This is a genomic window from Qipengyuania sp. NPDC077563, assembly GCF_044901345.1.
Taxonomy (GTDB): Bacteria; Pseudomonadota; Alphaproteobacteria; order Sphingomonadales; family Sphingomonadaceae; genus Qipengyuania; species Qipengyuania aestuarii.
Genome location: NZ_JBJDPC010000003.1, coordinates 232,456 through 258,984, shown reverse-complemented (window position 1 = coordinate 258,984; position 26,529 = coordinate 232,456). Strand labels below are relative to the sequence as shown.

Sequence of the window (26,529 nt, the reverse complement as noted above, 5' to 3'; positions counted from 1 at the left end):
TTTAAATCCCGAAACTCGACCCGCATCCGCAGCCGGCGGCCGCATTGGGATTCTCGACACGGAAGGCTGCGCCGCCCAGCGATTCGACGAAATCCACCACGCTACCGGCGACGAGATCGAGACTGATCGGATCCACTACCAGGCGGACGCCATCCGTGTCGCTCACCGAATCGTCATCCATCGCACCGTCGGCGAGGTCGAATTTGTACTGAAAGCCCGAACATCCCCCACCTTCAACCGAGAGACGCAGGATCGCCGGTTTAGCCTGTTTGTCGGCAATGGTGGCAACGCGCTTGGCAGCGGCGGGTGTGAGAGTGAGCATTTCGGCCATGGGCAAGATGTAGTGAGCGTGCGCCCCGTACTCAAGCGGTCTGGATATACGCCCGCATTTCGGACGCCTCCCGCTGGATTTCGTTCAGCCGTCCCTGAACCAGATCGCCGATGGAGATGAAGCCGCACATTCTCTGTCCATCGAGAACCGGCAAATGGCGGATCCGGCGCTTGCTCATCAGTCCGAGCGCGTCGAGAATGTCGGTCTGCCGGTCGATCGTTATGGCCGGTGCGGTCATTACATCGCCGACCACGCGATCGAGGCAGGATTGCCCTTCATCGGCGAGCCGGTAAATCACATCGCGTTCGGAAAAAATTCCGGCGACCGTATCGCCGTCCATCACCGGCAGTGCTCCGATCCTTTTGGAAGCCAGTATGGCCACGGCATCGCGGACCGGCTGGTCGATGCCGACGGTGATGATGTCCGAACTGGGACGGTCCTCGATAAGCTTGCCGATATTCATGCCTGCTCCTCCTCGATGGATTCTCAGGAGCAGGATGCCATTTTTACCGGCAATTGGCGAATCGATCCAAAACCGGCGTTGAAAGCCTGGGTCCATCGGGCCATGAGCGGTTACATGGCTGGAAAATCCCCTCTCGATGATCCTGAAGCGGCTGCTTTCGCATGGGCGCGCTTCCGGCGAATCATGCGTTTCCTTTTCCTCATGACGGCAGGAATCGTTGCGATCGCGATGGCCCTGCTATGGAAGTTCGAGGACGTATCGATCCACTTCTACATCGCGACTGCGCTGGGGATCGCTTTCACCATGCTTCTGGCCGGTGCCCTGATGGGGCTGATGTTTCTCTCATCCGGGACCGGGCATGACGAATCGGTCGACAACAGCCTGCCCGATAACAAGATCGACGAGGATTAATCGCTCGCGGCGGAGCGAAGGCGATATTCTTCGACCGGAACCCCGCCGATCAGGTGCCGCTGGATGATGGCCTCCAGCACCTCCTCGTTGCAGGAGTGGTACCACACGTTTTCCGGCCACACGACCGCGATCGGTCCGTGGGCGCAGACCTGCAGACAGTCGGCCTTGGTGCGCTGGACTACCCCGCCCCGTCCGACCAGCTTGAGCTCCTTCAGCCGTTTCTTGAGGTAACTCCACGCGGCCTTTCCCTCTTCGCGCGAGCAGCATTTCTGCTTCTCGCTGATCGAGCAGAGGAAAATCTGGCGCTCGGCAGTTTCGCCGCCGATCTTTCCGAGCGCCTTCTGCGCCTTCTCGAGGCCCTTCTTACTCATCCGGCTTCAGCCAGCGGTCCAGCCATGCGAAAACGGTGTTGTGCCATTGCAGCGAGTTCTTGGGATCCAGGACCCAGTGGTTTTCTTCCGGGAATACCAGCAGCTGGCTGGGAATCTGGCGTTCCTGCAGCACGGTGAAGGCAGCAAGGCCCTGCGTGTAGGGCACGCGGAAGTCCTTTTCGCCGGTTACCACCAGCATGGGCGTTTTCCAGTTGTCGACGTGATTGACCGGATTCCAGCGCTCGTAGAGTTCCTTGTTGTCGGCATAGCTTCCGCCGAAATCCCACTTGGGGAACCACAGTTCCTCGGTGGTATAATAGAAGCTGCGCATGTCGAAGAGCCCGTCATGCTGCACGAGGCAATCGAACCTGTCGGGCCACTTGCCCGCGATCCAGTTCATCATATAGCCGCCGTAACTCGCCCCCATGGCGCAGGCGCGGCTGCCGTCGATCTGCGGATCCTGCTTGAGCGCTGCCGCAAGCCCCAGCTTGAGGTCTTCGAGCGGCTTGCCGCCCCAGTCTCGGTTGATGCTGTCGGTAAAGGCCTGGCCATATCCGGTGGAGCCGTGGAAATCGACCGAGATGACGGCATATCCCTGGCTTGCCACAACGCGGGGATTCCAGCGGCTCGACCAGCCATCGTTGAACGAACCCTGCGGCCCGCCGTGGACGTAGAGAATGGCCGGCATGGGGCCTTCCTGACCCTCGAGCTTGGTGATCTGGCCCCAGACCGTATCGCCCCCGGCCCCGGTAAAGCTGAACCGTTCCACCACCACCGTTTCCATCTTGCCGATGGTTTCGGTGGCCACCTGCGTCAGCGGCTGGGCCTGGTCCCAATCCTGCGACAGGAAGAGCTCTGCCGGCGCGCCGATGGAATCCCTGGTGAACAGAATATCTCCGCCATGCAGCGGCACGACATTGCCGATGTGGGCTTCATTGCCCGCCATCAGATCGAGCCGTTCGACATCGCCATTGCGCGGATCGATCCGGAAGGCGGGCGTATCGAGCACATCCTGAGCGGTCGCGACGATCCAGCGCGAATCGGGCGTCCAGGCGAGCGAGCCGAAGCTGCGGTCGAAATCCCCTGTCAGAGCGGTGGTCACGCCGCTCTTGAGATCGCGCAGCATCACGACCTGCCGATCGGCTTCGTAGCCTGGCCGGTCCATGGCGACATAGGCGAGATATTGCCCGTCGGGTGACGGGGTCGGCAACATGTCGAGTGCTTCATTGGCGGCCGTCAGATTGGTCGGCGCAGTGCCGGACAGATCGCTCCACCAGATGTCGAAATTCACACTGTAGGGTTCCTGGGCATCCGCCTTCCGCGCAGCGAAATAGAGGCCCGATCCGTCGGGTGCCCAGGCCACGTCCTCGCCGCCGCCGAAGGGCATGGACGGCGTATCGCCGATCGGACCACCGGCGCCCAGCGGCCCATCCACAGCAATTCCCTCACCGGACACCCGGCCGTTGCTCAGCGGGAAGGCGAAGACGCGGCTGTAGGTCCCCGGCGTTTCCCAGCTGTCCCAGTGACGATAGAAGCCGCCATCGCCTTCGTAGAGCCGGCCATCCCCGGGACCCGGGGCATAGGCTTTGGCGCTGTCATCACAGGCGATGTCGGTGCAGCTGCGGGCAATCTCGGTCCAGATCGCAATCCTGTCGCCGTCCTTGGCGACCGAATAACCGTTTACCCCGCGGGCGATGTTCGTGACCTGCGTTTTCTGCGACACTGCGCCGTTGTCGGCGATCCTGGCGCGCCATACCTGCGTGGTTTCGGTGTCAGCACCGCTGTCCATGTAATAGAGCCAGCCATCGCCGCCAAAGCTCGCCCCGCTCCCTTTCAGATCGAGCGCGACCGGTGCGGCATTCATGTTGTCCAGCGAGCGCAAGTAAAGCTGGCCCTTGCGCGCAAAGCTTTCCGCATCGGTCGTGGTCACGGAATAGACCGCGATCGTCCCGTCAGGCGATACGGTGGGGCTGCCGAGGCGCGGCATGGTCACGAGATCGCTTGCCTGCATGGGCTCGGGCGCCGACTGTGCCACGAGCGGTGAGGCGAAAAGCGCAAAGGCGCTGGCGAGCGGGAATGCGACCCTGGAGCGAACTGTCATGGCTGCGCGATGTAGCGCGCCGCAAAGCGGATGGGTAGAGGCTTAGCGCTTCTTGCCCGCGATGCGGGAAATCTCCGCCTTGACCAGCTCTTCGACCATGGCGGGCAGATTGTCGTCCAGCCACTGGGACAGCATGGGCCGCAGCATGTCGCGGACGAGACCTTCGAGCGACGTTTCCCCTTCGCGGACGATTTGCGGCGGCTTGCCCGGTTTCGAAAGCATGGTCAGCGCAGCGAAATTCTGCTGCATCGCACTGCGCGTCGCGTCTGCGATCAGGCTCTCTTCGTAATCTTCCTCGCCCGGTTCCTCGCCATAGATCGCGTCGAGATCGGCATTGTCCTGGATCAGCAGCTCTTCGCCCAGGCCCGAGCCAAGCTCGAGCACCTCTTCCGCTTCTTCGGCATCGGCGGGTTCCGCGCCGCCAGCGATCAGGCCGCGCCGCCGCTGGGGCGGCTGCCCCTTGGCTTCGGTATCGCGCGCGATCACCTTTTTGATCGAATCGAGAATTTCCTCGACGGAGGGTTCACCGTTGATTTTCATAATCCGGGTTCGGCCCCTTATGGCTGCATCGAGTCGTAATCGAGAGGTACGCTAAGGCCTATCGAGCGGCTGGGCAACTTCTGGAATTTCCGCAGTCGGGGCCGGTATATCGCGGGTAGAGGTGGTAACGACTTCCGGACCCGGTACGCTTTCCCAATCCCAGATCCGGCCGCTCACGCTGTCGTAATTGGTGACAGGGTCGTAAAGCAAGCCTTCTTCCGCCAGCCCGAGATCGCGCGCTTCTGCCCTGCCCATGGCCGCCAGAAGCGAGAACCCGGCGACATAGGCGTTGCGGCGAGCAGTGACGAGCTCGACCCGCGTTTGCAGCAATTCCTGTTCGGCGTTCAGCACATCGAGAATCGTGCGGTTGCCGATGGAATTTTCTGCCCGCACGCCTTCCAGGCTCAGCTCGGCGGCCGAAACGGCGGTTTGCGAACTTTCGATGATGGCAAGCGCTGCCTGCCAGCTGGAATAGGAAGAGCGCACCTGCGCGATCACATCGCGTTCCGCGGCAATGACCTGCTCCAATGCGGCGCTGGCACGCGCGGTCGCCTGGCGCTGCAAGGCAGCCGGGCGGCCGCCCTGGAACAGCGGCACCCTCAGCGAAACGCCGGCTTGTGCGGCCGTGGTGGTCTGCGGGCTGGCGACGGTCGGGCCCAGCGGATTGTCCGGATCAAGTGGCGCATCGGCGACGCTGCCGAGGAAATTCTGGTAATCGTATCCGGCGAAGACCGAGACGCGCGGAAGCCTGCTCGAACCGGCGACATTGATGTCATAGCGCGATGCCTGTGCCCGTTCCTTGGCAGCGATCAGGTCCGGATTGTTCTCCAGCGCGACATCGACCGCCGTCTCGACATCGGTGGGCAGGCCGGCAAGTGGCGGCGGCGCCTGCAGGTTCACGGGCGCTTCGCCGACCAGCGCGATATAATCTTCACGCGCGGCAATGAGGTTCGCCTGCGCGCTTCGTAGATCACCTTGTGCCAGCGCCAGGCGGGCCTGCGACTGGGCGACATCGGTGCGGGTGAGATCGCCGATTTCGAAGCGATCGCTCGTCGCCTGCGTGTTCACGGAAAGCACGTCGACCTGATTGAGCGAGAGCGAGACCAGCGCCTGACCGCGCAGAACATCCATGTAGGCTGCAACGACCTGCGTGAAGATGGCGCTTTCGGTGCCGCGCAAATCTGCCCGGCTGGCGTCCACGCGTTCCTTGGCCGCCCGGACCGAATTCTTGACCGCGCCGCCCGAATAGATCGGTACGCCGAGGTCGACACCGGCAACAAGGGCCCGGTCAGGCGTGAAGAAACTGGTCGAACTCTGCTTGAGAAATTCGGTGGCCGAGGCTGTCGCTTCGGCAGAGGGGAGACCGTCGGCACGCTCGATCTGCACCGTCTCGTCGGTTGCGCGCTGTCCGGCGCGTGCCGCCTCGAGCGTGGGGTTGTTGAAATAGGCTTCGGTCAGGGCTTCCTGAAGCGTATCCGCCTGCGCCGAAGCTGCGCCCAGTGTCAGGGCGGCCAGGCTGGCGGTGATTGCAAGCTGCCGGATCGTCCCGCCCTTGCTCATGCTCAGAAGCTCCAGCTGGCTGGCTTGTCGAATTCGCCCATGCGCGGGATGCCCATTTCGGCGAGCGGCAGCAGGACGAGCGACTTGCCCGACTTGCGACCGGTGGCGAGCCGCGTGACGCCGCGCTCGACGAGGCCGGTTACGATCCGGCCGTCAGCTTCGACGAGCTTGGCGAGGCTGGCGGGTGCATGTTCGATCGCCCCGTCGACGAGAACGAGCGAATATTTGCCCTTCTTCGCTTCCATTGCCTCTGCCGGGCTGAGGGTCTTGACCGAGGAGACCAGCGGTTCGATCAGCGCCGCGAGATATCCGCTGCCGCCTTCGATGATCAGCACCGAATCGCTCGCCATCGGGCGGGCTTCGGACAACATCGCCCCGTGAAACAGCGGTGCCGGCAGATAGCCACCGTCTGCCAGCCGGATCGCGCGGTCCATATAGGCCGTGCCTCTGGCGGTTTCGGGGACGAAATCTTCGCGGGGCACAGTGCCCATGCGTTCGAGCACGAAGGCTTCGTTGATGCCGCTGGTGCGCAGCTGGCTATCGAGCATCGCCTTGCGGGCGGCGGCGTAGTCGTGGCGGGCTGTGGTCGTGGTCATAATCATCCGGAGGCTGTATTACATCAATAACACGGCATTTCAAGCGCTGTCGCGTCCGGGCGTTGCCTTAGGCGCAAGGCCGCGTGCTTCCAAGCGCTTTGACCGATGGCTGCAAACGCGCCTATCGGGGAGCGCAAATCTGCAACATGGGAACGCGCCGCGATGAGCGACATGACGATTATCAAGGAAGAGGATCTGATCGAGAGCGTGAAGGACGCTCTCCAGTACATCTCCTATTACCACCCGATGGATTACATACGGGCGCTGGGCGAAGCCTACGAAGCCGAGCAGGGGCCGGCCGCCAAGGACGCGATCGCCCAGATCCTGACCAACAGCCGCATGTGCGCCGAAGGCCATCGCCCGATCTGCCAGGATACCGGCATCGTCAACGTCTTCGTCAAATGGGGCATGAACTGCCGCCTCGATACGCAGCGCAGCCTGCAGGAGGTCGTCGATGAAGGCGTGCGGCAGGCCTATAATCACCCCGACAACAAGCTGCGCGCCTCGATCCTTGCCGATCCTGCTTTCACGCGCCGCAACACCCGCGACAACACGCCCAGCGTCCTCTCGGTCGAGATGGTGCCCGGCGACACCATCGACGTGGATGTCGCGGCCAAGGGCGGCGGGAGCGAGAACAAGTCCAAGTTCAAGATGATGAACCCCAGCGACAATATCGTCGACTGGGTGGTCGAGCAGCTGCCCAGCATGGGTGCCGGCTGGTGTCCGCCGGGCATGCTCGGCATCGGCATCGGCGGCACCGCCGAACATTGCATGAAGCTGGCCAAGCTCAGCCTGATGGACCCGATCGATATGGGCCAGCTCAAACAGCGCGGCGCGCAGACCGACATCGAGCAGCTGCGGATCGACATTTTCGATGCGGTCAACGCCCAGGGAATCGGGGCCCAGGGCCTTGGCGGCCTCTCCACCGTGCTGGACGTGAAGATCCTCGATGCGCCCTGTCATGCAGCGGGCAAGCCGGTGGCGATGATTCCCAACTGCGCCGCCACGCGCCATGCGCATTTCTCGCTCGACGGGTCCGGTCCTGCCTATCTCGAGCCGCCCAGGCTGGACGACTATCCCGCCGTGACCTGGAAGCCCGATGCGGCGGCTAAGAAGGTCGATCTCGACAATCTCACGCCCGAGGAAGTCGCCAGCTGGGAGCATGGCGACCGCCTGCTGCTGTCGGGCAAGATGCTGACCGGGCGGGACGCGGCGCACAAGCGGATCCACGACATGCTCGAAAAGGGCGAGGAACTGCCGGTCGATTTCAAGGGCCGCGCGATCTATTACGTCGGCCCGGTCGACCCGGTGATGGGCGAGGTGGTCGGCCCCGCCGGTCCCACCACCGCCACCCGGATGGACAAGTTCACCGAGACGATGCTCGACCTCGGGCTCCTCGCCATGATCGGCAAGGCCGAGCGCGGGCACGATGCCGTCAAGGTGATCAGCCGCTTCAAGGTTGCCTATCTGATGGCGACCGGAGGCGCTGCCTATCTCGTGAGCCGTGCGATCAAGGGCGCCAGGGTCGTCGGCTTCGAGGACCTCGGCATGGAGGCGATCTATGAATTCGAGGTACAGGACATGCCCGTCACCGTTGCGGTCGATGCGCAGGGCAACAATGTGCACACGCTCGCACCGGCCCAATGGCGGGAGAAGATCGCGCGAGGCGAGGTCGAATCGGTCGGCTAGCCTCACGGTTGTTCGACAAACCGCATGGGCAGTCCGACAGCCGGACTTCCCTGCGGTTAGTCATATGGGCAAAGTTAGCGGGCTTTGACCACCGAACGTAACCCCACTCCCGAGACCGGAACCGTTTCGATCCGCACGGTCCTCGTGTCGATCGCCTGCGTCTGGTCAGCCTATTTCCTGCTGATCAGCGCCCGCGGCTGGCTGATCGGCCTCGACTTTGAACTCGATCTCGTATCGCGCCGGGTGGCGGTCACGATTGCCGCGATGGGCGTTACCTTCGTCCTCTGGCTGATCATTCGCCTCTTCGACAATCGCTCCCTCGCGATGCAGATCTGCGGCGCATTGGTCTTCGCCCTGCCAGCGGCCTTGCTGATTGCCCAGTCCCAACAGTGGCTCTTCTCTTCGATACAGGAACGGTACGAAGCCAAGATCGCGCAGGACCGAGGTATTTCCCTGCGGAGAGACGATAATGGCAATCTGATCATCGAAGGACCGGTTCCGACCGAACCGAAAATAGGTGAACCGCTCGGAACAGCCACGCCTGCGACCAATACCGCGCAGGTGGTCCTGCCCGATGGCCGCGAACAGGACCGGTGGCTGCAGCTGATCGAGATGGGCCTCGATCGTTATTTTCTGCTGCTCGCATGGGCCGCCCTTTATTTTGCGCTGCTTGCAGGCGCGCGGGTGCAGGCGGCCGAGAGGCGCGGCGAACGCTTCCGCAGCGCGGCGAAGGCTGCAGAATTGCGGTCCCTGCGCTATCAGGTCAATCCGCACTTCCTCTTCAACACGCTGAATTCTCTCTCTGCTCTGGTGATGACCGGCAAGGAAGACCGTGCAGAAGAGATGATCCAGTCGATTTCGCGGTTTTATCGTCATTCCCTGGCCGATGAATCGACAGGAGACGTAACTCTGGAAGACGAGATCGATCTTCAGGAACATTATCTTGAAATCGAGGCGGTCCGGTTCCCTAAAAGGCTCAAGACGCGGGTAGATTTGCCCGATGAGCTGGCTCAAATGAAGGTTCCCGGCATGATCCTTCAGCCCTTGGTTGAAAACTCGGTCAAATACGGCGTATCTGCGAGCAACCGTCCGGTGACCATTTCGATTGTGGCGCGCGAAGAAGGCGGCCGGCTCATTCTGCGGGTTGGCGACGATGGACCTGGCCTGCCATCCGGCCACACGGGAGGGTTCGGCATCGGCCTCGCCAATGTGCGGGACCGTCTGGAAGCGCGCTTCGGCAGAGAGGCGTCGATCCACTCCAGTCAGACGCCGGACGGTTATGAAACCGTGTTGAAGCTGCCAATGGTGAAGCATGGCTGAGGATATCCAAGAAAAACTGCGCACGCTTATCGTCGACGATGAACCGCTCGCAGTCGAACGCATGCAGATCATCTGTAAAAAGCTTGCCAACATCGAGGTTATCGGAACTGCGGGCGATGGAGCCGAAGCTCTGAAAATGATCGAGCAGCAGCGTCCTGAGCTCGTTTTGCTCGACATGACCATGCCCGAAGTCGACGGGCTTTCGGTAGCTCGCACTCTGTCCAAACAGGATAATCGGCCGGCTGTCGTCTTTGTAACCGCTCACGATAATTATGCCGTCGAGGCCTTCGACCTCGACGCGGTCGACTATGTGCTCAAACCCGTCAAGCCGGAGAGGCTTGAGCGCGCGATCCAACGCGCATTTGATCGCCGCGGCGGGGGCGGTGGTCAGGAAAGTAAATGGTTGGAGGAATTATGGATCCCTCACCGCAGCGAACTTCTTCGAATTGATACAGCGGAGGTTTCGCGGATCGATGCGGAGCGGGACTATGTTCGCCTTCACGTCGAAGACCGCAGCTATCTTCTGCTGCAGACAATCGCCGGCCTTGAGAAGCGGCTTGATCCGGCGAAGTTCATTCGCATCCACCGCTCCACCATTCTGCGCAAGGACCGGATCACCGGCCTGCGCCATGATGGTCTCGGCGTCTGGTCTGCGGAGATGGAAGATGGCGAAGCCCTGCGCATCGGCCGTACCTATTTGCCCAAGGTGAAAGCGATGGCTGGCCGGTGATGGCGAGCAAGTGGATTGGCAAACTGTCAACACAGTGCCTATTTTGTATGAATGGTCATCTTGATCGTGTTTCTTCTCGGCATAGGCAATTTCGCTGCCCATAAGGCTGTGCTCGAGAGCGGTCATCCCATGCTCGACGCACTGCCGAGCTTCTATCGCACCGGCGGAGGACGCTTTTCGCTGTGGTTCGAGTTCTTCATCCTGCTGGCTGCGATGTTGCTGGCCGGAAATGGCTGGACCGGTATGGCGTGGGCGTACGGCGTTTACAGTCTGATCAATTTTGCCACTGCCTGGATAATACTCTCTGGCAAGATCTGAACAGTGGGAACCGCCGCTGATATGGCGCGCTAATGCAGCATGGCGAGTGATAATCCTATCTGGCTGCTCACGAATTCGAAGTCAGGCAGTAACACCGATCAGGCTATCGAGATTCTCGAAAGTCATTGCCAAGCCAAAGGCTTCTTCATCGCGCGCAAGATAGGTTTCCCGGACGAGGATCTGCCAAGCGCTGCCGAACTTGATGCCGCCGACATCTCGCAACTCGCTATCTTTACGGGGGATGGCTCGCTGAACGCTGCCATAACCAAGCTTCAGGGTTGGCGTGGGTCCATCATGGTCCTCCCTGGCGGGACGATGAACCTCCTGAGCAAGCGCCTGCACGGGCCTAATGCCGATCTCGAAACGATTATCGAGCGGCATGCAAGCGGCGCGGCGCGTGCCGTCCGGCCATTGATGGCGCGCTGCGATAAGGGCGACGCTCTGGCTGGACTTCTTGCCGGTCCGGGTACTTCGTGGGCAAGCGTGCGTGAAGCGATGCGCGACTTCGACATTCCGGGGATGGCGGGCGGCACGAGTGAGGCGCTCTCGGAAACCACCGGAGGATCGATGGTGCGATGTTGCGATCCGCCCTTGGGAAAGAGCGGCGGTTATCCGCTTATCGAGTTCACACCCAGCCATCGCGGCATGCAGCTTGACGCTTTCCACGCTGAGGGCGCAGGTGAGTTGCTCGCTCAAAGCTGGGCACTGCTGCGCCGCAGCTTTCGCGAAGGTCCGCACACCAGGTTGGGGCTTGTCGACGAGATCGTGCTTGAAACCTGCGATGGCGCTCCGCTGGAGGTGCTGCTCGATGGCGAGCCTGCAACTCTGCCCCCCAAGGCCGAGTTCACGGTAGCGCGGTGCGAGGTCGATCTGCTAGCGACACACCATGGCTTCTGACTTCCGACGCATCTTTCACTTGTCCGATATTCACTTCGGGTTGGAGAACAACACCGCATTGGACTGGGTCAAGCAGCAGATAGAAGAACAGAAGCCGGATGCGGTGGCGATTACCGGAGATCTCACCATGCGCGCGCGCCATCGTGAATTCGAGGCGGCGACCCACTGGATAAATTCGCTATCTGCCCCCGTGACGGTCGAGGTCGGCAATCACGACATGCCGTATTTCAATCCGTTCGAGCGTTTCTTTGCCCCCTACAAGCGCTTCCGCGGTATGGAAGAGAAGGTGGAGAAGGAGCTGGACCTCGGCTCGCTGGCGATTGTTCCGCTCAAAACCGCGGTCCGTATGCAACCTCGCCTCAACTGGTCGAAGGGGTGGGTGTCATCGGCCGCCTTGGAGAAATGCCTTGCCGCCATCGATGCCCTCCCCGCAGGCAAGCGAGCTCTCGTCACCGTCCATCATCCTTTACGGGAAGTAGGGACGCAGGGAACTGCGCTGACCCGCCATGGCGACAAGGCATTGCGCGAACTGGCCAAGCGCCCTGTACAGGCGGTGCTGTCAGGCCATGTGCACGACGCCTTCGATATCATGGAGGACACAGACAATGGTCCCGTTCGCATGATCGGCGCCGGTACTTTGTCCAAACGCACTCGTTCCACGCCGCCAAGCTTCAATGAAATCGAATGGGATGGCAACAAGCTCACGGTATGTGTCCGCAATCTCAGCGACGTGGAGACACGTGACATGCAGATCGACGATGTGCCTGAAGATGCAATGCCGCCACGTGAACCAGGAGATCCGGTCGCTCCCGTCCGTCAGGTCCCGCGCGTCGATCCGCCGGTTCATTAACTAGAAGAACTTGCCATTTCTCAACTCTGTTGGGCGACAATCCAGCAAGAGTTCGAGGGAAAATCATGGAATTCTTCAAAGCCGTGCCGCTCGGCGCGCTACTTTCATATGTCGTTTCGATTGTTGTGGGCACTCAGGGCTCGGATGGCGGGCCGCTCGCGATCTTTCGTGCCGAAATCTATCAATACGACATCTGGTGGAGCTGGCCGATTTTCTTCGCTGCGACGGGACTGGCCTGGGGGCTGATGATCATCCAGCGATGACCCTAAGGTAGGTCAACAAAAAAGGGCGGCTCTGCGGAGCCGCCCTTTTTCTATTTGTCCGGTTGCCCGGCTCTCGAGGTGAATTAACGCTTCGAGAACTGGAAGCTACGACGAGCCTTGGCACGGCCGTACTTTTTACGCTCGACCACGCGGCTGTCGCGGGTAAGGAAGCCGGCGGCCTTTACCGTCGAACGCAGAACCGGTTCATATTTGGCGAGTGCCTGGCTGATGCCATGCTTTACCGCACCGGCCTGACCCGAAAGACCGCCGCCCTTGACGGTGGCGATCACGTCGTACTGACCCTGACGCTCGGTGATGGCGAAAGGCTGGTCGATCACGAGGCGCAGGGTCGGACGTGCGAAATACACTTCCTGATCTTTGCCGTTCACGGTGATCTTGCCACTTCCGGGAACAAGCCAGACGCGTGCAGTTGCGTCCTTGCGGCGACCGGTCGCATATGCGCGGCCCTGACCGTCCAGTTCCTGCTCGCGCAGGGGAACGTCAGCCTTGGCAGCGATGTCCGCGCTGTCGCCCTGAGGTGCGTCGGCGGCAATGTCCTTCAGATCTGCGAGATCCGAGACGGTGTCGTTCTTGGTTTCGTCAGCCATTACGCAACAGCCTTGTTCTTGCGGTTCATCGAAGCGACGTCGAGCGTCTTGGGCTTCTGCCCGTCATGCGGATGCTCGGTGCCGTTGTAGAGGTGGAGTGCACGCATCTGCGCACGGCCCAGCGGACCACGCGGGATCATGCGCTGCACGGCCTTTTCGAGGACGCGCTCGGGGAAACGGCCGCCGAGCACCTTCGCAGGAGTCGTTTCCTTGATGCCGCCCGGGTGGCCGGTGTGCTTGTAATAGGTCTTGTCGTCCATCTTCTTGCCGGTGAACTTCACCTTGTCGGCATTGATGACGATGACATGGTCGCCGCAATCGACATGCGGGGTATAGCTCGGCTTGTGCTTGCCGCGCAGGTGATTGGCGATGATGACGGCGAGACGACCGACGACGAGATTCTCGGCGTCGATGATGTGCCAGTCCTTTTCGACCTCTGCCGGCTTGGCCGACTGGGTCAGTTTGGTGAGAGCCTTCATGGCTGATATGTCCGTTTGCTCGAGTTATCGTGCCTTGCATGGGGCACTAAACGATTGCGCGGCGCCAAAGAGGGAACCGCTAAGCGCGCGCCAATTGACGGTCGAGGACCGATTCGTCAAGTATTTCTGCGGGTCTCGAGTGGGGTATAATAATACGCAGCCGCTTTTGGCGGGATGTCATCGCGCGGGTTGCGCAGTTTTCCTTCCGGTCGTCCAGCTTGGATGCCGGCTTGCTAAGCTGCCATGCCAACACTCTACCGACCAAGTGCATGGGCGCCCCACGCCACAGATGCTACGAGCAACGCCCCAACCAATTGGTGCAACACCGCCAGGTGAAAGTCGACGCCGCTCATCACGGTCGCGATGCCAAGCAGGATCTGGGTTCCGAAGACCGCATGAATGGCAATCGATGCTTTTCGGGAAATGGGCTTCACCTTTCGCGCCATAATGACAAGTGCAGCAACCGCGACCCATGCCCACCAGCGATGCATCCAATGAATGAGGAAGGGATCATGGGACATCGCCCAAAGGATCCCCTGTGACCGGTCGAATTCCGGGAAGAAGCGACCTTGCATCAAGGGCCAGCTATCCGATGCAAGACCAGCATCCAAACCCGCCACCCAGGCGCCCAGCAAAAGCTGTAGGAAGAGAATAAGACCAGTTGCGGCCGCGATCATCGTCAATTTCGCGGGCCGGGCGCTGCTCATGGCCAACCGCCGCAAGTCCAGCGCCGTCCAGATCAACCCGCCAAGCAGGATCAGGGCCGTACAAAGATGGATGGCCAAGCGGAAATGGCTGACGTCTGTACGGGTCTCAAGCCCGGAAGCGACCATCCACCAGCCAAAGCTGCCCTGCAGCGCCACAAGCGCCGCCAGCGCAAAAAGGCGCCAGAAATAACCCTGCGGTATCATGCGGCGAATGGCGAAGAACGCCAAGGGGACGACCAGTGCGAGCCCGATCAGCCGCCCGAGCTGGCGATGGATCCACTCCCACCAGTAAATCGACTTGAACGCAGCCAGATCCATGCCCGCCGGCCCATTGATCTGCGTGTATTCCGGGATACGCTGATACAGCTCGAACTCGGCTTGCCAGTCGGCCTGATTCAGTGGCGGCAAGGCACCGAGAAACGGCTTCCACTCTGTGATCGAAAGCCCGCTTTCGGTCAGCCGCGTTATACCGCCCACCGTGACGATGACGATGACCAGCAGGGCGACGCTGAAGAGCCAATTGGCCAGCAACAAAGGCCTGCTTCGTAGAGGGACGGTGTTCATGGTATGCCTGTTCGCCGCGCACGATGCGTTTCGCAAGTGCAAATGGAGCAAGCGACATAGCGACTGGGTCAAGCGACGAAAAGCCGTCCAATTGCTGACTGGACCTTGTAAGAAGAGACACTATCACATATCTAGCCTTGCATGTTGCAACGCGCTTTAAATCCGATTCGTCAACGGCTGGATCGTGTCGGCATCGGTCTTTCCGGCCTGTGCGCATTGCACTGCATTGCCAGTATCGCTCTCGTATCCGGTCTGGGTATCGGCGGAGAATTCCTGCTTTCTCCTGAAATCCATCGGTGGGGATTGCTGGTCGCCACCCTGATTGCTGGCGTTGCAATCGGATGGGGCGCCTTACGCCACCGGATGGCGATGCCCTTTGTTATCGCCATGACTGGATTGACCTTCATGGGCGCTGCCCTGGCCGTTCCGCATGGCTACAAGGAAGCGATACTGACCATTCTTGGCGTTGCCTTGGTATCATTGGGCCACATTCTGAATATGCGCCATTGCCATTCGGCCGCTTGCAAGGAGCGCTGCGGAGACTAAGTCGGAGCCATGATTGCCCTGACCGTAAATGGCGAAAGCCGCCGCACATCCGCCTCCACCATCGCTGAACTGGTTCGCGAACTCGAACTGGATCCAGCCAAAGTTGCTGTCGAACACAACGGAACGATCGCGCCGAGAAGCGAACTCCACGCCAAAAAGATACAGGACGGAGACGCGCTTGAAATCGTTCACTTCGTGGGCGGCGGGCAAGACGATGACAGCTGGTCGGTAGCTGGTCATACCTTCAAGTCGCGCCTCATTGTCGGCACGGGCAAGTACAAGGATTTCGAACAAAACGCCGCTGCACTCGAGGCAAGCGGCGCGGAAATCGTCACGGTGGCCGTTCGCCGAGTCAATGTGAGCGATCCGAAGGCTCCGATGTTGACCGACTACATCGATCCGAAGAAAGTCACCTATCTTCCGAACACCGCTGGCTGCTTCAACGCCGAGGAGGCGATCCGCACGCTGCGGCTCGCGCGGGAGGCCGGCGGTTGGAATTTGGTAAAGCTCGAAGTTCTGGGAGAGGCGAAAACTCTCTATCCCGACATGCGCGAGACCTTGAAGGCGACCGAAGTCCTCGCAAATGAAGGCTTCCACCCCATGGTCTATTGCGTGGATGACCCTATCGCCGCGAAGCAGTTGGAAGATGCCGGCGCCGTCGCGGTAATGCCTCTGGGCGCTCCTATCGGCTCCGGCCTTGGTATCCAGAACCAGGTAACGATCCGCCTGATCGTCGAAGGCGCCAAGGTGCCCGTACTCGTCGATGCAGGCGTAGGCACCGCGTCCGATGCAGCCGTGGCGATGGAACTTGGTTGTGACGGCGTGTTGATGAATACCGCCATCGCCGAAGCGAAGGATCCCTTGCGCATGGCTCGCGCGATGAAGCTGGCGGTAGCAGCTGGCCGTGATGCGTATCTGTCGGGCCGGATGGGACGCCGCAGATATGCCGACCCCAGCAGTCCGCTCGCTGGCCTGATCTGACTCCCACACAAAATTAACCATATTCGGCGAGACTCCGATTCGACGAAGGAGTCGAATCATGGCTGTTATCAATGCTGCATCGCTGACCATCGCCGAGATGCGCGAGTTTGCGGGCTTCACTGCTGCCGAGCAGCGTTACATTCGCCGTAGCCTGGATATCGGGCTTGGCCGAAATGACGCCTTTCGCGTTTGGGGCCGAAGCTCGGGGGAAACGGCCGCAATTCGGAGCCAATATGTTGCCTATCAGGAACTCAAGACGCTGCGCGGCGCCATTCCGCACCAGTCCGGCTTCGACGGCATCGAGAGCTTTATCGGCAAGATCACCCGAGTAGCTGCCTTCGATCTTGCGCAGGAACGGCTCGATTGTTTTTCGGCGTTTCGCTTCCTGTACGAACGTCTACTCGGAGCCGAGGCGCGCCCGTGGTTGCCCAGCGCCTTCTGCGCTGCCGCAGCGCTCCCCCACATTCGCCCCGATCGGCGAAAAATGCTGTTGCAGTCATTGAGCGAAGCCGCGGCTACCGCACCGGGCTGGTCCGACCGGGCCCCAAGCTTCTATCCTGAATACATCGAAGAGGTGCCGGCCTAGCCTAGCTGCGATAGAGGCCCGCAAGTCGGTCGCCGTATCGCTCCTTGATTTTATGCCGGCGGATTTTCATCGAGGGCGTCATCTCTTCGTTCTCGATGCTGAAAGCTTCATCGGCAAAAGCAAATTGCCGCACCTTTTCGATCACTGACAGGTCCTTGTTGACCCGGTCCACCGCCTTGCGAACGGCGGCTCGAAATTCCGGATCATCCTGCAACGCTTTGAGGTCGAACTTCTTGCCTTGCTCGCCAGCCCACTCAAGGGCCCATTCGGCATCAGGCACGAGCAGGCCCACAATGTAGGGGCGCTTGTCTCCAGCAACCATGGCCTGCCCGATTTCTGGCTGGAGCGTGAGCATGCCTTCCAGCTTTTGAGGAGCGATATTATCGCCCTTGTCGTTGACGAGCATATCTTTCTTGCGATCGGTAATGACGATCCGGCCCTTCTCGTCGAGATGCCCGATATCGCCGGTGTGAAGCCATCCGTCCTTGATCGCGCGCGCGGTCTCGGCATCGTTCTGCCAGTAGCCGTGCATAACGAGCTCGCCGCGGCAGAGAATCTCTCCATCATCGGCAATCTTCACTTCGACTCCCCGCATGGCCGGTCCCACCGAATGCATTGCGATACCGGCCTTGGGGCGATTACATGCGACTACAGGACCGGCCTCGGTCTGCCCGTAGCCCTGCAGCATTGTCAGGCCCATCGATTCGAAGAATATCCCGACTTCCGGATTGAGCGGAGCCCCACCCGATACCATTGCCTTGATACGGCCGCCGAAGCGTTGGCGGATCTTTGGTTTGAGCAGTTTTCCGACCAGGAAATCCTTGGCCCCATCGCCGAACTTCGCCCTTCCCTCGGCCCGCCGCTCACCAACTTCGAGCGCCATGGTCATCAGCTTTTCGGCCATCCCGCCCTGCTTGGTGACCTGCTTCATGATGCGGGTACGCAGCACTTCGAAAAGGCGTGGCACCACAACCATGATCGTAGGCCGCGTCTCCTCAATATTGCTCGCCAGCTTTTCCAAGCCTTCGGAGTAAAAGATCTGTGCGCCTACACCGATCGGCAGATACTGGCCGCCTGTATGCTCATAGGCGTGGCTGGCGGGCAGGAAGGACAGGAAGCGCTCTTCATCGTCGATGCCGAAATCCTCCATCAGAATTTCGGCGGCACCCGCCACATTGCAGAGGATCGAGCCGTGATGCTGCATAACTCCCCGTGGAGCGCCGCCGGTGCCGCTGGTGTAGATGATGCACGCCGTATCACCGCGACCGACATTCGCCATGCGGTCCTCGACGGCCTTTCGCGCCGCTTCTGCATCTCCCTGAACCAGTCGGTCCCACTGGTGAAAGCTGAAACTACCCGATTGCTGGCGGTGCAGATTTTCGATCCCGATCACATGGTCGGCGATGCCTGTCACCTGCAACGCCCCGTGAAGAGGGCCGAGAAGTTTCTGCGAAGATACGATGACGGCCCGCGCTCCCGAATTATCGAGAATATGGACATGGTCCCGTTCGGTATTGGTCACGTAAGCGGGAACGGTGATGCAGCCTGCCGCCATGATCGCCAGATCCGCAATGCACCATTCGGGCCGGTTTTCCGAAACGAGGCAGACCCGGTCGCCGGGCTTCAGGCCGAGTTCGCGGAGGCTTTCGGCCAATAGACATACCTGATCCGCAGCTTCTTTCCAGCTTATGGTCTGCCATTCCCCGTCACGTTTCGCGCCGAGAAAGCCGCGGTCGGGCCGCTCGGCAGCGCGTTTCAGGAATAGTTCGACGAGATTGTTAGCGGAGTCGATGTCCGACAGCACAGGCAGGCTCCTCACAGAATTATCTTTGTTGTGCGACCAACGACAGGCCGAGGCTTAAGCTCCCCACGCCGCTACGGCAAGGCATCAGGAGCCCTGTCAGGGCAAGTCCAGCTGGCCGTCCAGCCTCGGGTCACGGGCACTTTCCCAGCTGGCTCCCCGGCGAAGGATTGCACCGCCCTTGATGGGGGCTGCCCGGACCGTGATCTCGTCGTGTCCCAAAGCACGAAATTCATCCGCATGGTCCTGCAGCCAGGTTCCTTCCTCGAGAAGCACCTCGTCTCCGAATGCCATCAGAAACGGCAGTGCGAGTGCCTGACGGACACTCAGCTTGAAATCGATCGCCCCGATAATGGCGCGTGCCGTGGTCACGGGAATGGTGCTTCCCCCAGCCGCGCCGACAGCCATGAACGGCTGTCCGTCTGGATCGAAAACCACAGTCGGAGACATCGAACTGCGCGGGCGTTTGCCGCCCTCGACGCGATTGGCCACAAGGCGTCCGTCGACCTCGGGCATCCGACTGAAGTCGGTGAGCTCATTGTTGAGATAATAGCCGCCTGTCATCAATCCGGACCCGAAGGCACCCTCTACGGTAGAGGTGTAGCTGACCATCGTGCCATTATTGTCGACAACCGCGATGTGGGACGTCCCATGCTCTTCCGGTTCATCTCCATCGGCCAGCGCTTGCGGCGCTCCGCGAGGTTTTCCTGGCTGCACGAGGCCAAGCGTGCTGTCGGCAGAGATCAGGGCGCTACGCTGGGCAAGATAGTCATGGTCGAGAAGCCCTTCGACCGGCACGCTAACGTAATCGCTGTCGGCGAGGTATAATTCCCGATCGGCATAGGCGAGCCGCTGCGATTCCAGAAAGAGGTGCCAGGTGACAGGATTGTGCCGACCGAGCGCGGCCAAATCGAAGCGCTCGAGCTGGCCTAGGATCTGCTGCACGGCAACGCCGCCCGATGTCGGTGGTCCCATGGAACAGATCCGGTAAGCGCGGTATGAGGTGCAGACCGCATCGCGCTCTTTGGCCCGATAGGTTGCGACATCCTGTACGCTCATGGCGCCCGGCCGGGGAGTTTGCGCACCGACGGTGGCCGCCAGTGCGACTGCGTTTGGCCCGGTATAAAACGCTTCAGGCCCGTTTGCGGCAATCGCTTCCAGCGTGCGCGCAAGCTCTTCGTTCTGAATACGTGTCCCGACTGCCAGCGGTTCTCCGGCAGCGTCAAAGAAAAGGTCGCGGCCCTCTTGGCTGTGGGCCGCCCGCGTTTTGGAACTGGTCAGCGATGTGTTCATGCGCGGATTGATGACCCAGCCTTCGCGCGCAAGGCGGATGGCAGGTTCAAACAGGATCGCCCAGTCGAGTGAGCCATGCTCTGCATGCGCCTTTGCAGCCAGCGCAATGTTGCCGGGCACGCCAACGCTTAAACCGCTCAGGACCGAATCCATGAATGGCGGAACTTGGCCTTTGCCATCGAGAAACCAGTCCGGAGTAGCACCCGATGGCGCCGTTTCCCGCCCGTCGAACGTGGTTACACTTCCATCCGCTTCACCGCGAACCATGAGCCCGCCGCCGCCGATACCCGAGCTTTGCGGCTCCACCACGCCGAGCGCCAACATCACTGCGATGGCGGCATCGGTCGCGCTCCCCCCCTTGGCCAGCATCTCCTCGCCGGCCTCCTGCGCGCGTGGATCGGCGGCGCTTACCCAGCCATAATGTTGGGCATCGGCGAGGACCGGAGGTCCGTAATCGGGAGTGGAAGTGGCGCAGGCCGCAAGGCTGAGCGTGGCGAGTAGTAGAGAAAAGAACCGAAGCATGCTGCGTGGTTATTCGCTTCCAACCGCCTCCGCAATCGAGGAAAAGCCGTCACGCTGCATCAGGTCCGACAGACCGCGTGTGATGCGGCGCGGCAAGCCCGGCCCCTCGTAGACCATGGCGCTGTAGAGTTGCACGAGGCTCGCGCCTGCCCTTATCCGGCTCCATGCATCCGCTGCCGATCCGATTCCGCCGACTCCGACGAGCGGCATGCTTCCGCCCGTGGCGGCTCGAAAATCGCGAATGCGCTGAAGTGCAAGGTCCTTGAGCGGCGCACCGGATAGCCCCCCGGTCTCATCCGCATGGGAAGAGGCCAATGGCGGGCGACTGATTGTGGTGTTCGAAACGATCAGAGCTCCGAGTTTCTTGTCGGCAGCGATGCGCGCGATCGCATCGATATCCGCTGGCGCAAGATCTGGGGCCACTTTCAGGAAAACTGGCGGACCTTTTTCACCTCTCGCGGCAAAGACTGCATCGAGTAGGCCGATCAATGCGCCTTCGTCCTGGAGCGCCCGGAGGCCCGGCGTGTTCGGGCTGGAAATATTCACAGCGAGATAGGTCGCCAGCGGTGCCATAATGCGCGCCATTTCAGCGTAGTCCGCGATCCTGTCCGGACTGTCCTTGTTGGCGCCGATATTGATCCCGACCACGCCCGGTCGTTCTGCGCGTGCTGCCAGCCGTTTGGCGGCGCTTTCCGACCCGCGATTGTTAAATCCCATGCGGTTGATGACGGCGCGATCCTCGACCAGCCGAAAAAGGCGCGGCTGCGGATTGCCCCGCTGCGGTCGGGGAGTAATCGAGCCGACTTCAACGGAGCCGAATCCAAGACCAAGCAATTGGTCCGGGACCTCGCCATCCTTGTCGAAGCCGGCTGCCATGCCCAGGGGATTGGGAAACTCTATGCCCGCGATTCCAATCGCGAGACCTTGCGGGTGGCGTCCGGGCGCCACCGGAAGGGTTTTCAGTGCCTTTACCGTCAGGCGATGCGCGCGTTCGGGATCGAGGGCGAAAAGTAAAGGACGGATGAGATCGAAGAGCATTACCGCCCTATGGCGGACAGCCCTAAAGGTGTCGAGAAGACGAGCGCATTCACGACATGGGAATAGTATAATTCCGCCAACTTCATGAGGTGCGCAACTCAATGTCGTGTCTTTACAATATTGAGAGCGTAAATTGCGCTACCTCGAATCTTGCGACCCGAAGGGCTCGAAGCACACATGCAAAGAGCTCTCAACTTTTAAGGGCGGTCCTGACGGGCCGTCCTTTTTTTGGCTCATCGCGATTTCGGACGATCCGCCTGGATACGTCCACTGTTTACTGTTGCGACCTGGCATGCTTGACACTCCGCTCGATAAAACGAGGGGATTACAAAAATGATGCATTCCGCCCGCTTCTGGCTTGCCGGCGTCTCGATTCTGAGCTTGCCAGCTTGCACAACAATGGAAAATTCCGCGCCCATCGCATCTGCCGAGGTAGTGCAGACTTCCGATAGCGAAGCACTGGCGGATCTGTTCGACGAATATGATAAGGCGTCGCTGGCCCTCTCCCCGCTTTCCAAAGCCTACCGCGGTATTCGCGATGAGGATTATGCGAGGTGGGGTGACCTGTCGAGCGCTGCCGATCGGCGGAGCGAGGCCTTGCTGCAGTCCACCGCTGCGAAAATGCGTCAGAACTTCGATCCGGATCGTCTGTCGCGTGAAGATGCGCTGAGTTTCCGTCTTTTCGATGCCATGGCGAAGCGCAGTGCAGCGCTGTACCCCTTCCGCGACTATGGCTATATCTTCGACCAGATGAATGGCGCGCAGAGCCAGTTGCCGGCATTCCTGATCAATATTCACCGTGTAACCGACGAGACGGATGCCCTAGCCTATGTCAGCCGCATCGAAGGTCTGGGGCCCGCGATAGACACGCTTGTGGCGGAGTCTAAAGAACGGGCTGCCAACGGGATCATGCCGCCGGACTGGGTCTATCCCTATGTTATCTCGGACATCGAAAATCTTCTCGCTGCTGGCAATGATAATGCAATTCTCGAAGATTATCGGGATAAGGCCGCCACGATCGATGGGGATGCGGTAGCCGAAGGGGCAGCCGAACGAGCATGGGAGAATAGTGCGCGTCCCGCTTACGAGCGGCTATTAGCTGAAATGAAGCGCCAGCAGGCGATCGCCCCTGCTCAAGATGGCATCTGGCGCTTTCCGCAGGGGGCCGGTTACTACGCTGCACTGCTTCGCAATTACACTACCACCGATCTGACAGCCGATGAAATTCACCAGATCGGTTTGCGTGAAGTTGCGCGCATTCATGGCGAGATGCGCGACATCATGGCCGAGGTCGGCTTCGAGGGGTCGCTGCAGGAGTTCTTCGACTATACCCGCACCAACGATCGCTTCTTCTACGAAACACGCGAAGCCTATCTCGCCGACGCGGAGGACAAGCTGGAAGCGATGGAAGCGAAATTACCTGATTTTTTTGCCACGCTGCCTTCCGATCCGCTGGTCATAAAGCCGGTCGAGGCATTTCGCGAACAGAGCGCAGGCAAGGCTTTTTACCAGCGGCCTGCGCCCGATGGGTCACGCCCGGGCACCTATTACGTCAATCTGTATAATCTCAAGGACATGAGCAAAAACGAGCTCGAGGCTCTCGCTTATCATGAGGGGCTTCCGGGCCATCATCTCCAGCTCTCCATCCAGACCCAGCTGGGCGAGGTCCCGCCCTTCAGGCGTTTTGGCGGGGTAACCGCTTATAGCGAGGGCTGGGGCCTCTATTCCGAAGAGCTTGGCAAAGATATGGGTTTCTACACCGACCCGTATTCCGATTTCGGGCGCCTCGGGATGGAGTTGTGGCGCGCCTGTCGCTTGGTGGTGGATACAGGCATGCATCACAAGCGCTGGAGCCGGGAAGAAGCTATCAGCTATCTCACGGAAAACACGCCGAACCCCGATGGTGACATTCGTAAGGCGATCGAGCGCTATCTTGTCTATCCCGGCCAGGCCACAGCCTACATGATCGGCAAGCTCAAGATCATGGAACTACGCGACCGAGCCCGACAGGAGCTGGGCGAGGAATTCGACATTCGCGCATTTCACGACGTGATCCTCACCAATGGACCCGTGCCCTTGTCGATCATGGAAGAAAACGTGGATCGCTGGATCGCCGATGAAAAGCGCGGTTCGTGATCCTGAGATGACCAAATCGGGGGAGATTGGCCAGGCATATGCCTTTGAATGGTTGGAGGCTGCCCCCGATCTCGCCCCTTATCTCAATTCTTTCTACATTCTGCGTGTTGGCGCCGAGAGGGTGGCGGACACCATGCCCGCTTACCCGGGCGCATCAGTTCGAACTTTCACCCGGCACGATAATCGTAGGCGCCTCGCTCAACTTTCGGGGTTGGGCGTCGCTCACCCGGTTGGCTGTCGACGAAAATCAGGACTGTTACCTTCCGGTCGAGAGGGGGCTCCCATTACCGCTGGTTTGTCGTGCTGAAGAGCTGCCCGAGCGCTTTGCGCGCGAAGAAGTGACCGAGCGCGAGGCTCTGGAGGTTCTTGTCGAGGTCGTACGCTCTGGAATTTCCCCCCTGCCGATGCGCCACAGCCAGGTAATCGACACGACGCTGGAGTGGATCTCCTCTTCCTTCAAACCGGACATCGCAATCTTGCGGGAGCGGCTTTGTTATTCTGAAAGGCAGATGCAGCGCCTGGTGGCACGGTTTTTCGGCCAACCGCCCGTGCGCCTTATCAGGCGTTATCGCGCCATCCGATCGGCAACCCTGCTTTCCATGCCCGACCTTTCGGCTGCCTTGGAACAGGAGGTGTTCGATGCGTTTTACGATCAAGCGCATATGATCAAGGAGATTCGCCATTTTACAGGCCGAACCCCGAAGCGCCTGCAGCCCAGGGCGGCATCGATAATAACCGAAACCTTGGCTGAACCAGGGTATGGATCGGTGGACCTTTTCGGAGGACATGAGCAGGTCCGCCGGAAAAAATCTTAAGCCGCAGAGATGCTAACGACTCGCAACTGGCGGTTTTCCGTTGAAAATCGCCTGTTCCGCTCATAGCTGACTAATCAGAACGATATTGTCCGATTAAACCATGCGCCTTTCTAACCTTGCAGATTACGCTGTCGTCACGATGAGCCAGGCTGCCCGCCATTGCGGTGGGGCGCGGGTCAGTGCGTCGGATCTGGCGGCGGAAACCGGCCTTCCCGTACCGACGGTGCAGAAGCTTGTCAGCAAGCTGACAGCGGCAGGATTGCTCCGGTCCGTTCGCGGTGCCGGTGGTGGTTTACAGCTGGCCCGGCCAGCGGCAGCGATAACGCTGGCCGATATCGTCGAAGCAGTCGAAGGACCGATCGCGCTGACTGCATGCGTCGACGGCGGTGATTGCACTGTCGAACATGACTGCCGGGTCAGGCCGCATTGGCCAATGGTGAACAAAGCGCTGCGGGGCGCACTGGCGAATATCTCGCTGGTGCAACTTTCGCAGGAAAAGGAACTCGCGTGAACGAGCAAGTGGATATCCAGGATCGTGAAGCCAGGGAAGCTGCCGCCAAGGCTGCCGAATATGAGCATGGCTGGTCGTCGGACATCGAAACCGAATTTGCGGAGAAGGGGCTGACCGAAGACACGGTACGCTTCATATCGGCGAAGAAGAACGAGCCCCAATGGATGCTCGATTGGCGTCTGAAGGCGTTTCGCCTGTGGCAGGATATGGAAGAGCCGGATTGGGCTAAGCTCGGCTATCCGGAAATCGACTACCAGAACGCCTATTATTATGCTGCGCCGAAGAAGAAGGCGGAGCTGGAATCGCTCGATGAACTCGATCCCGAGATCAAGCGCGTTTACGACAAGCTTGGCATTCCGCTCGGGGAGCAGGAGGTGCTGGCGGGCGTCAAAGGCGCACGAAAAGTGGCCGTCGACGCCGTATTCGACAGCGTCAGCGTGGCCACCAGCTTCCGCGAGGAGCTGAAGCGCGCGGGCGTCATCTTCCTGTCCATCAGCGAGGCGATCCGAGAATATCCCGAACTGGTGAAGAAATGGCTCGGCAAGGTCGTGCCGCAAAAGGACAACTTTTTCGCCACGCTGAACTGCGCTGTCTTTTCGGACGGCACCTTCGTTTACATTCCTGAAGGCGTGCGCTGCCCGATGGAACTTAGCACCTATTTCCGCATCAATGCGGAAAACACGGGCCAGTTCGAACGCACGCTGATCGTTGCCGAAAAAGGCAGCTATGTCAGCTATCTCGAAGGCTGCACCGCGCCGATGCGCGATGAAAACCAGCTCCACGCAGCCGTGGTCGAACTGGTCGCGATGGAAAACGCCGAAATCAAGTATTCCACCGTCCAGAACTGGTATCCGGGGGACGAGAACGGCAAGGGCGGAATCTACAATTTCGTCACCAAACGCGCCCTGTGCCAGGGTGCGCGCAGCAAGGTCAGCTGGACGCAGGTCGAAACCGGTAGCGCGGTGACGTGGAAGTACCCTTCGTGCGTGCTCAATGGCGAAGACAGCGTGGGCGAATTCTACTCGGTCGCAGTCACCAACAATTTCCAGCAGGCCGATACCGGCACCAAGATGATTCACAACGGCAAGGGCAGCCGCTCGACGATCATCTCGAAGGGTATATCGGCGGGCAAATCCAACAACACCTATCGCGGTCTCGTTCGCGTGGCGGCCAATGCCGACGGAGTGCGCAACCGCACCGAATGCGACAGTCTGCTGATCGGTGACGAATGCGGCGCGCACACCGTGCCCTATATCGAGGTGAAAAACCCCGGCGCTCAGATCGAGCACGAGGCCACAACCAGCAAAATCAGCGACGACCAGCTCTTCTACGCCATGCAGCGCGGTCTGGACGACGAGGAGGCCATCGCGCTGATCGTCAACGGATTTGCCAAGGATGTGCTAAAAGAATTGCCGATGGAGTTTGCCGTAGAAGCGCAGAAATTGCTGGCGATCTCGCTCGAGGGAAGTGTGGGATGATTAGACCTGTTTTGGCTATCAGCT

General features: G+C 60.3%; 28 protein-coding genes. 15 read left to right on the top strand and 13 right to left on the bottom strand.

Annotated elements, in window-relative coordinates:
- Window position 1: 1 nt before the first annotated feature.
- Window positions 2-331, bottom strand: coding sequence for an iron-sulfur cluster insertion protein ErpA (erpA, locus tag ACI2I1_RS12340; protein WP_221543798.1), 330 nt, complete (start codon window positions 329-331; stop codon window positions 2-4).
- 31 nt (window positions 332-362) lie between these two features.
- Entirely contained in the window at window positions 363-794 is a 432-nt protein-coding gene (locus ACI2I1_RS12335) for a CBS domain-containing protein (protein ID WP_404679346.1), read from the bottom strand.
- A 114-nt stretch (window positions 795-908) separates the two neighbouring features.
- Between ACI2I1_RS12335 and ACI2I1_RS12330 the strand changes: the two genes are divergently transcribed.
- Window positions 909-1,205: a hypothetical protein gene (locus ACI2I1_RS12330; RefSeq protein WP_221543800.1), complete on the top strand. Its 297-nt coding sequence runs from the start codon at window positions 909-911 to the stop codon at window positions 1,203-1,205.
- On the opposite strand, the gene ACI2I1_RS12325 is transcribed toward ACI2I1_RS12330, so the two are convergent.
- Genes ACI2I1_RS12325 through ACI2I1_RS12305 form a run of 5 tightly spaced genes read right to left on the bottom strand, consistent with a single transcriptional unit; the run spans window position 1,202 to window position 6,379 of the window.
- Window positions 1,202-1,576 carry a (2Fe-2S) ferredoxin domain-containing protein gene (locus ACI2I1_RS12325; RefSeq protein WP_404679345.1) on the bottom strand — a complete coding sequence of 125 codons (375 nt, stop codon included), beginning with the start codon at window positions 1,574-1,576 and terminating at the stop codon, window positions 1,202-1,204. The two genes, ACI2I1_RS12330 and ACI2I1_RS12325, sit on opposite strands and share 4 nt — an antisense overlap.
- A complete protein-coding gene (locus ACI2I1_RS12320; RefSeq protein ID WP_404679344.1) occupies window positions 1,569-3,677 on the bottom strand; it encodes a prolyl oligopeptidase family serine peptidase in 2,109 nt (702 codons plus the stop codon). The genes ACI2I1_RS12325 and ACI2I1_RS12320 overlap by 8 nt, the downstream gene beginning before the upstream one ends.
- 42 nt (window positions 3,678-3,719) lie before the next feature.
- The gene (locus ACI2I1_RS12315; protein ID WP_404679343.1) at window positions 3,720-4,217 is read right to left on the bottom strand and encodes a DUF2497 domain-containing protein; all 498 of its coding nucleotides are present in this window, start codon (window positions 4,215-4,217) and stop codon (window positions 3,720-3,722) included.
- 51 nt (window positions 4,218-4,268) lie between these two features.
- On the bottom strand, window positions 4,269-5,777 hold the full coding sequence (locus ACI2I1_RS12310; RefSeq protein ID WP_404679342.1) for a TolC family outer membrane protein: 1,509 nt from the start codon (window positions 5,775-5,777) through the stop codon (window positions 4,269-4,271).
- Window positions 5,778-5,779: 2 nt separating this feature from the next.
- Window positions 5,780-6,379, bottom strand: coding sequence for a protein-L-isoaspartate O-methyltransferase (locus ACI2I1_RS12305; RefSeq protein ID WP_404679341.1), 600 nt, complete (start codon window positions 6,377-6,379; stop codon window positions 5,780-5,782).
- 165 nt (window positions 6,380-6,544) lie between these two features.
- On the opposite strand from ACI2I1_RS12305, the gene ACI2I1_RS12300 reads away from it, so the two are divergent.
- The 7 genes from ACI2I1_RS12300 (at window position 6,545) to ACI2I1_RS12270 (ending at window position 12,440) form a co-directional block, all read left to right on the top strand.
- A complete protein-coding gene (locus tag ACI2I1_RS12300) occupies window positions 6,545-8,062 on the top strand; it encodes a fumarate hydratase (RefSeq protein WP_404679656.1) in 1,518 nt (505 codons plus the stop codon).
- A gap of 84 nt (window positions 8,063-8,146) precedes the next feature.
- Window positions 8,147-9,382, top strand: coding sequence for a sensor histidine kinase (locus tag ACI2I1_RS12295; RefSeq protein ID WP_404679340.1), 1,236 nt, complete (start codon window positions 8,147-8,149; stop codon window positions 9,380-9,382).
- The gene (locus ACI2I1_RS12290) at window positions 9,375-10,112 is read left to right on the top strand and encodes a LytR/AlgR family response regulator transcription factor (RefSeq protein WP_404679339.1); all 738 of its coding nucleotides are present in this window, start codon (window positions 9,375-9,377) and stop codon (window positions 10,110-10,112) included. Before ACI2I1_RS12295 ends, ACI2I1_RS12290 begins: the two co-directional genes overlap by 8 nt.
- Window positions 10,113-10,163: 51 nt before the next feature.
- Window positions 10,164-10,430: a hypothetical protein gene (locus ACI2I1_RS12285; RefSeq protein WP_224812783.1), complete on the top strand. Its 267-nt coding sequence runs from the start codon at window positions 10,164-10,166 to the stop codon at window positions 10,428-10,430.
- Between the two features lie 39 nt (window positions 10,431-10,469).
- Window positions 10,470-11,327 (top strand): diacylglycerol kinase family protein, encoded by an 858-nt coding sequence (locus ACI2I1_RS12280; RefSeq protein WP_221543809.1) that lies wholly within the window; start codon window positions 10,470-10,472, stop codon window positions 11,325-11,327.
- Complete coding sequence (locus ACI2I1_RS12275; protein WP_404679338.1) at window positions 11,317-12,177, top strand: metallophosphoesterase family protein; 861 nt, start codon at window positions 11,317-11,319, stop codon at window positions 12,175-12,177. Before ACI2I1_RS12280 ends, ACI2I1_RS12275 begins: the two co-directional genes overlap by 11 nt.
- 29 nt (window positions 12,178-12,206) lie before the next feature.
- The gene (locus ACI2I1_RS12270; protein ID WP_404679337.1) at window positions 12,207-12,440 is read left to right on the top strand and encodes a hypothetical protein; all 234 of its coding nucleotides are present in this window, start codon (window positions 12,207-12,209) and stop codon (window positions 12,438-12,440) included.
- A gap of 83 nt (window positions 12,441-12,523) precedes the next feature.
- On the opposite strand, the gene rpsI is transcribed toward ACI2I1_RS12270, so the two are convergent.
- From rpsI to ACI2I1_RS12255, 3 genes are all read right to left on the bottom strand, one after another.
- Window positions 12,524-13,048, bottom strand: coding sequence for a 30S ribosomal protein S9 (gene rpsI, locus ACI2I1_RS12265; RefSeq protein ID WP_224812781.1), 525 nt, complete (start codon window positions 13,046-13,048; stop codon window positions 12,524-12,526).
- Window positions 13,048-13,527, bottom strand: coding sequence for a 50S ribosomal protein L13 (rplM, locus tag ACI2I1_RS12260; RefSeq protein WP_221543811.1), 480 nt, complete (start codon window positions 13,525-13,527; stop codon window positions 13,048-13,050). Before rplM ends, rpsI begins: the two co-directional genes overlap by 1 nt.
- 254 nt (window positions 13,528-13,781) lie before the next feature.
- Window positions 13,782-14,798 (bottom strand): COX15/CtaA family protein, encoded by a 1,017-nt coding sequence (locus tag ACI2I1_RS12255; protein ID WP_404679336.1) that lies wholly within the window; start codon window positions 14,796-14,798, stop codon window positions 13,782-13,784.
- Between the two features lie 141 nt (window positions 14,799-14,939).
- On the opposite strand from ACI2I1_RS12255, the gene ACI2I1_RS12250 reads away from it, so the two are divergent.
- From ACI2I1_RS12250 to ACI2I1_RS12240, 3 genes are read left to right on the top strand one after another with little or no spacing between them, the layout of a single operon-like run.
- The gene (locus ACI2I1_RS12250) at window positions 14,940-15,344 is read left to right on the top strand and encodes a MerC domain-containing protein (RefSeq protein WP_224812778.1); all 405 of its coding nucleotides are present in this window, start codon (window positions 14,940-14,942) and stop codon (window positions 15,342-15,344) included.
- A gap of 9 nt (window positions 15,345-15,353) precedes the next feature.
- A complete protein-coding gene (gene thiS / locus ACI2I1_RS12245) occupies window positions 15,354-16,325 on the top strand; it encodes a sulfur carrier protein ThiS (protein ID WP_404679335.1) in 972 nt (323 codons plus the stop codon).
- A 58-nt stretch (window positions 16,326-16,383) separates the two neighbouring features.
- Entirely contained in the window at window positions 16,384-16,911 is a 528-nt protein-coding gene (locus ACI2I1_RS12240; protein ID WP_221543816.1) for a hypothetical protein, read from the top strand.
- Between the two features lies 1 nt (window position 16,912).
- On the opposite strand, the gene ACI2I1_RS12235 is transcribed toward ACI2I1_RS12240, so the two are convergent.
- The 3 genes from ACI2I1_RS12235 to ACI2I1_RS12225 all read right to left on the bottom strand — a co-directional run bounded on the left by ACI2I1_RS12235 (window position 16,913) and on the right by ACI2I1_RS12225 (window position 21,565).
- Window positions 16,913-18,721: an AMP-dependent synthetase/ligase gene (locus ACI2I1_RS12235; protein ID WP_404679655.1), complete on the bottom strand. Its 1,809-nt coding sequence runs from the start codon at window positions 18,719-18,721 to the stop codon at window positions 16,913-16,915.
- 90 nt (window positions 18,722-18,811) lie between these two features.
- Window positions 18,812-20,527 (bottom strand): gamma-glutamyltransferase, encoded by a 1,716-nt coding sequence (gene ggt / locus ACI2I1_RS12230; RefSeq protein WP_404679334.1) that lies wholly within the window; start codon window positions 20,525-20,527, stop codon window positions 18,812-18,814.
- A 9-nt stretch (window positions 20,528-20,536) separates the two neighbouring features.
- Window positions 20,537-21,565: a quinone-dependent dihydroorotate dehydrogenase gene (locus tag ACI2I1_RS12225; protein WP_404679333.1), complete on the bottom strand. Its 1,029-nt coding sequence runs from the start codon at window positions 21,563-21,565 to the stop codon at window positions 20,537-20,539.
- A gap of 399 nt (window positions 21,566-21,964) precedes the next feature.
- On the opposite strand from ACI2I1_RS12225, the gene ACI2I1_RS12220 reads away from it, so the two are divergent.
- From ACI2I1_RS12220 to sufB, 4 genes are all read left to right on the top strand, one after another.
- On the top strand, window positions 21,965-23,701 hold the full coding sequence (locus ACI2I1_RS12220; protein WP_404679332.1) for a DUF885 domain-containing protein: 1,737 nt from the start codon (window positions 21,965-21,967) through the stop codon (window positions 23,699-23,701).
- A 230-nt stretch (window positions 23,702-23,931) separates the two neighbouring features.
- The gene (locus ACI2I1_RS12215; protein WP_404679331.1) at window positions 23,932-24,516 is read left to right on the top strand and encodes a helix-turn-helix domain-containing protein; all 585 of its coding nucleotides are present in this window, start codon (window positions 23,932-23,934) and stop codon (window positions 24,514-24,516) included.
- A gap of 100 nt (window positions 24,517-24,616) precedes the next feature.
- A complete protein-coding gene (locus tag ACI2I1_RS12210) occupies window positions 24,617-25,027 on the top strand; it encodes an SUF system Fe-S cluster assembly regulator (protein ID WP_221543825.1) in 411 nt (136 codons plus the stop codon).
- Window positions 25,024-26,505 (top strand): Fe-S cluster assembly protein SufB, encoded by a 1,482-nt coding sequence (gene sufB, locus ACI2I1_RS12205; protein ID WP_404679330.1) that lies wholly within the window; start codon window positions 25,024-25,026, stop codon window positions 26,503-26,505. The genes ACI2I1_RS12210 and sufB overlap by 4 nt, the downstream gene beginning before the upstream one ends.
- Window positions 26,506-26,529 lie beyond the last annotated feature (24 nt).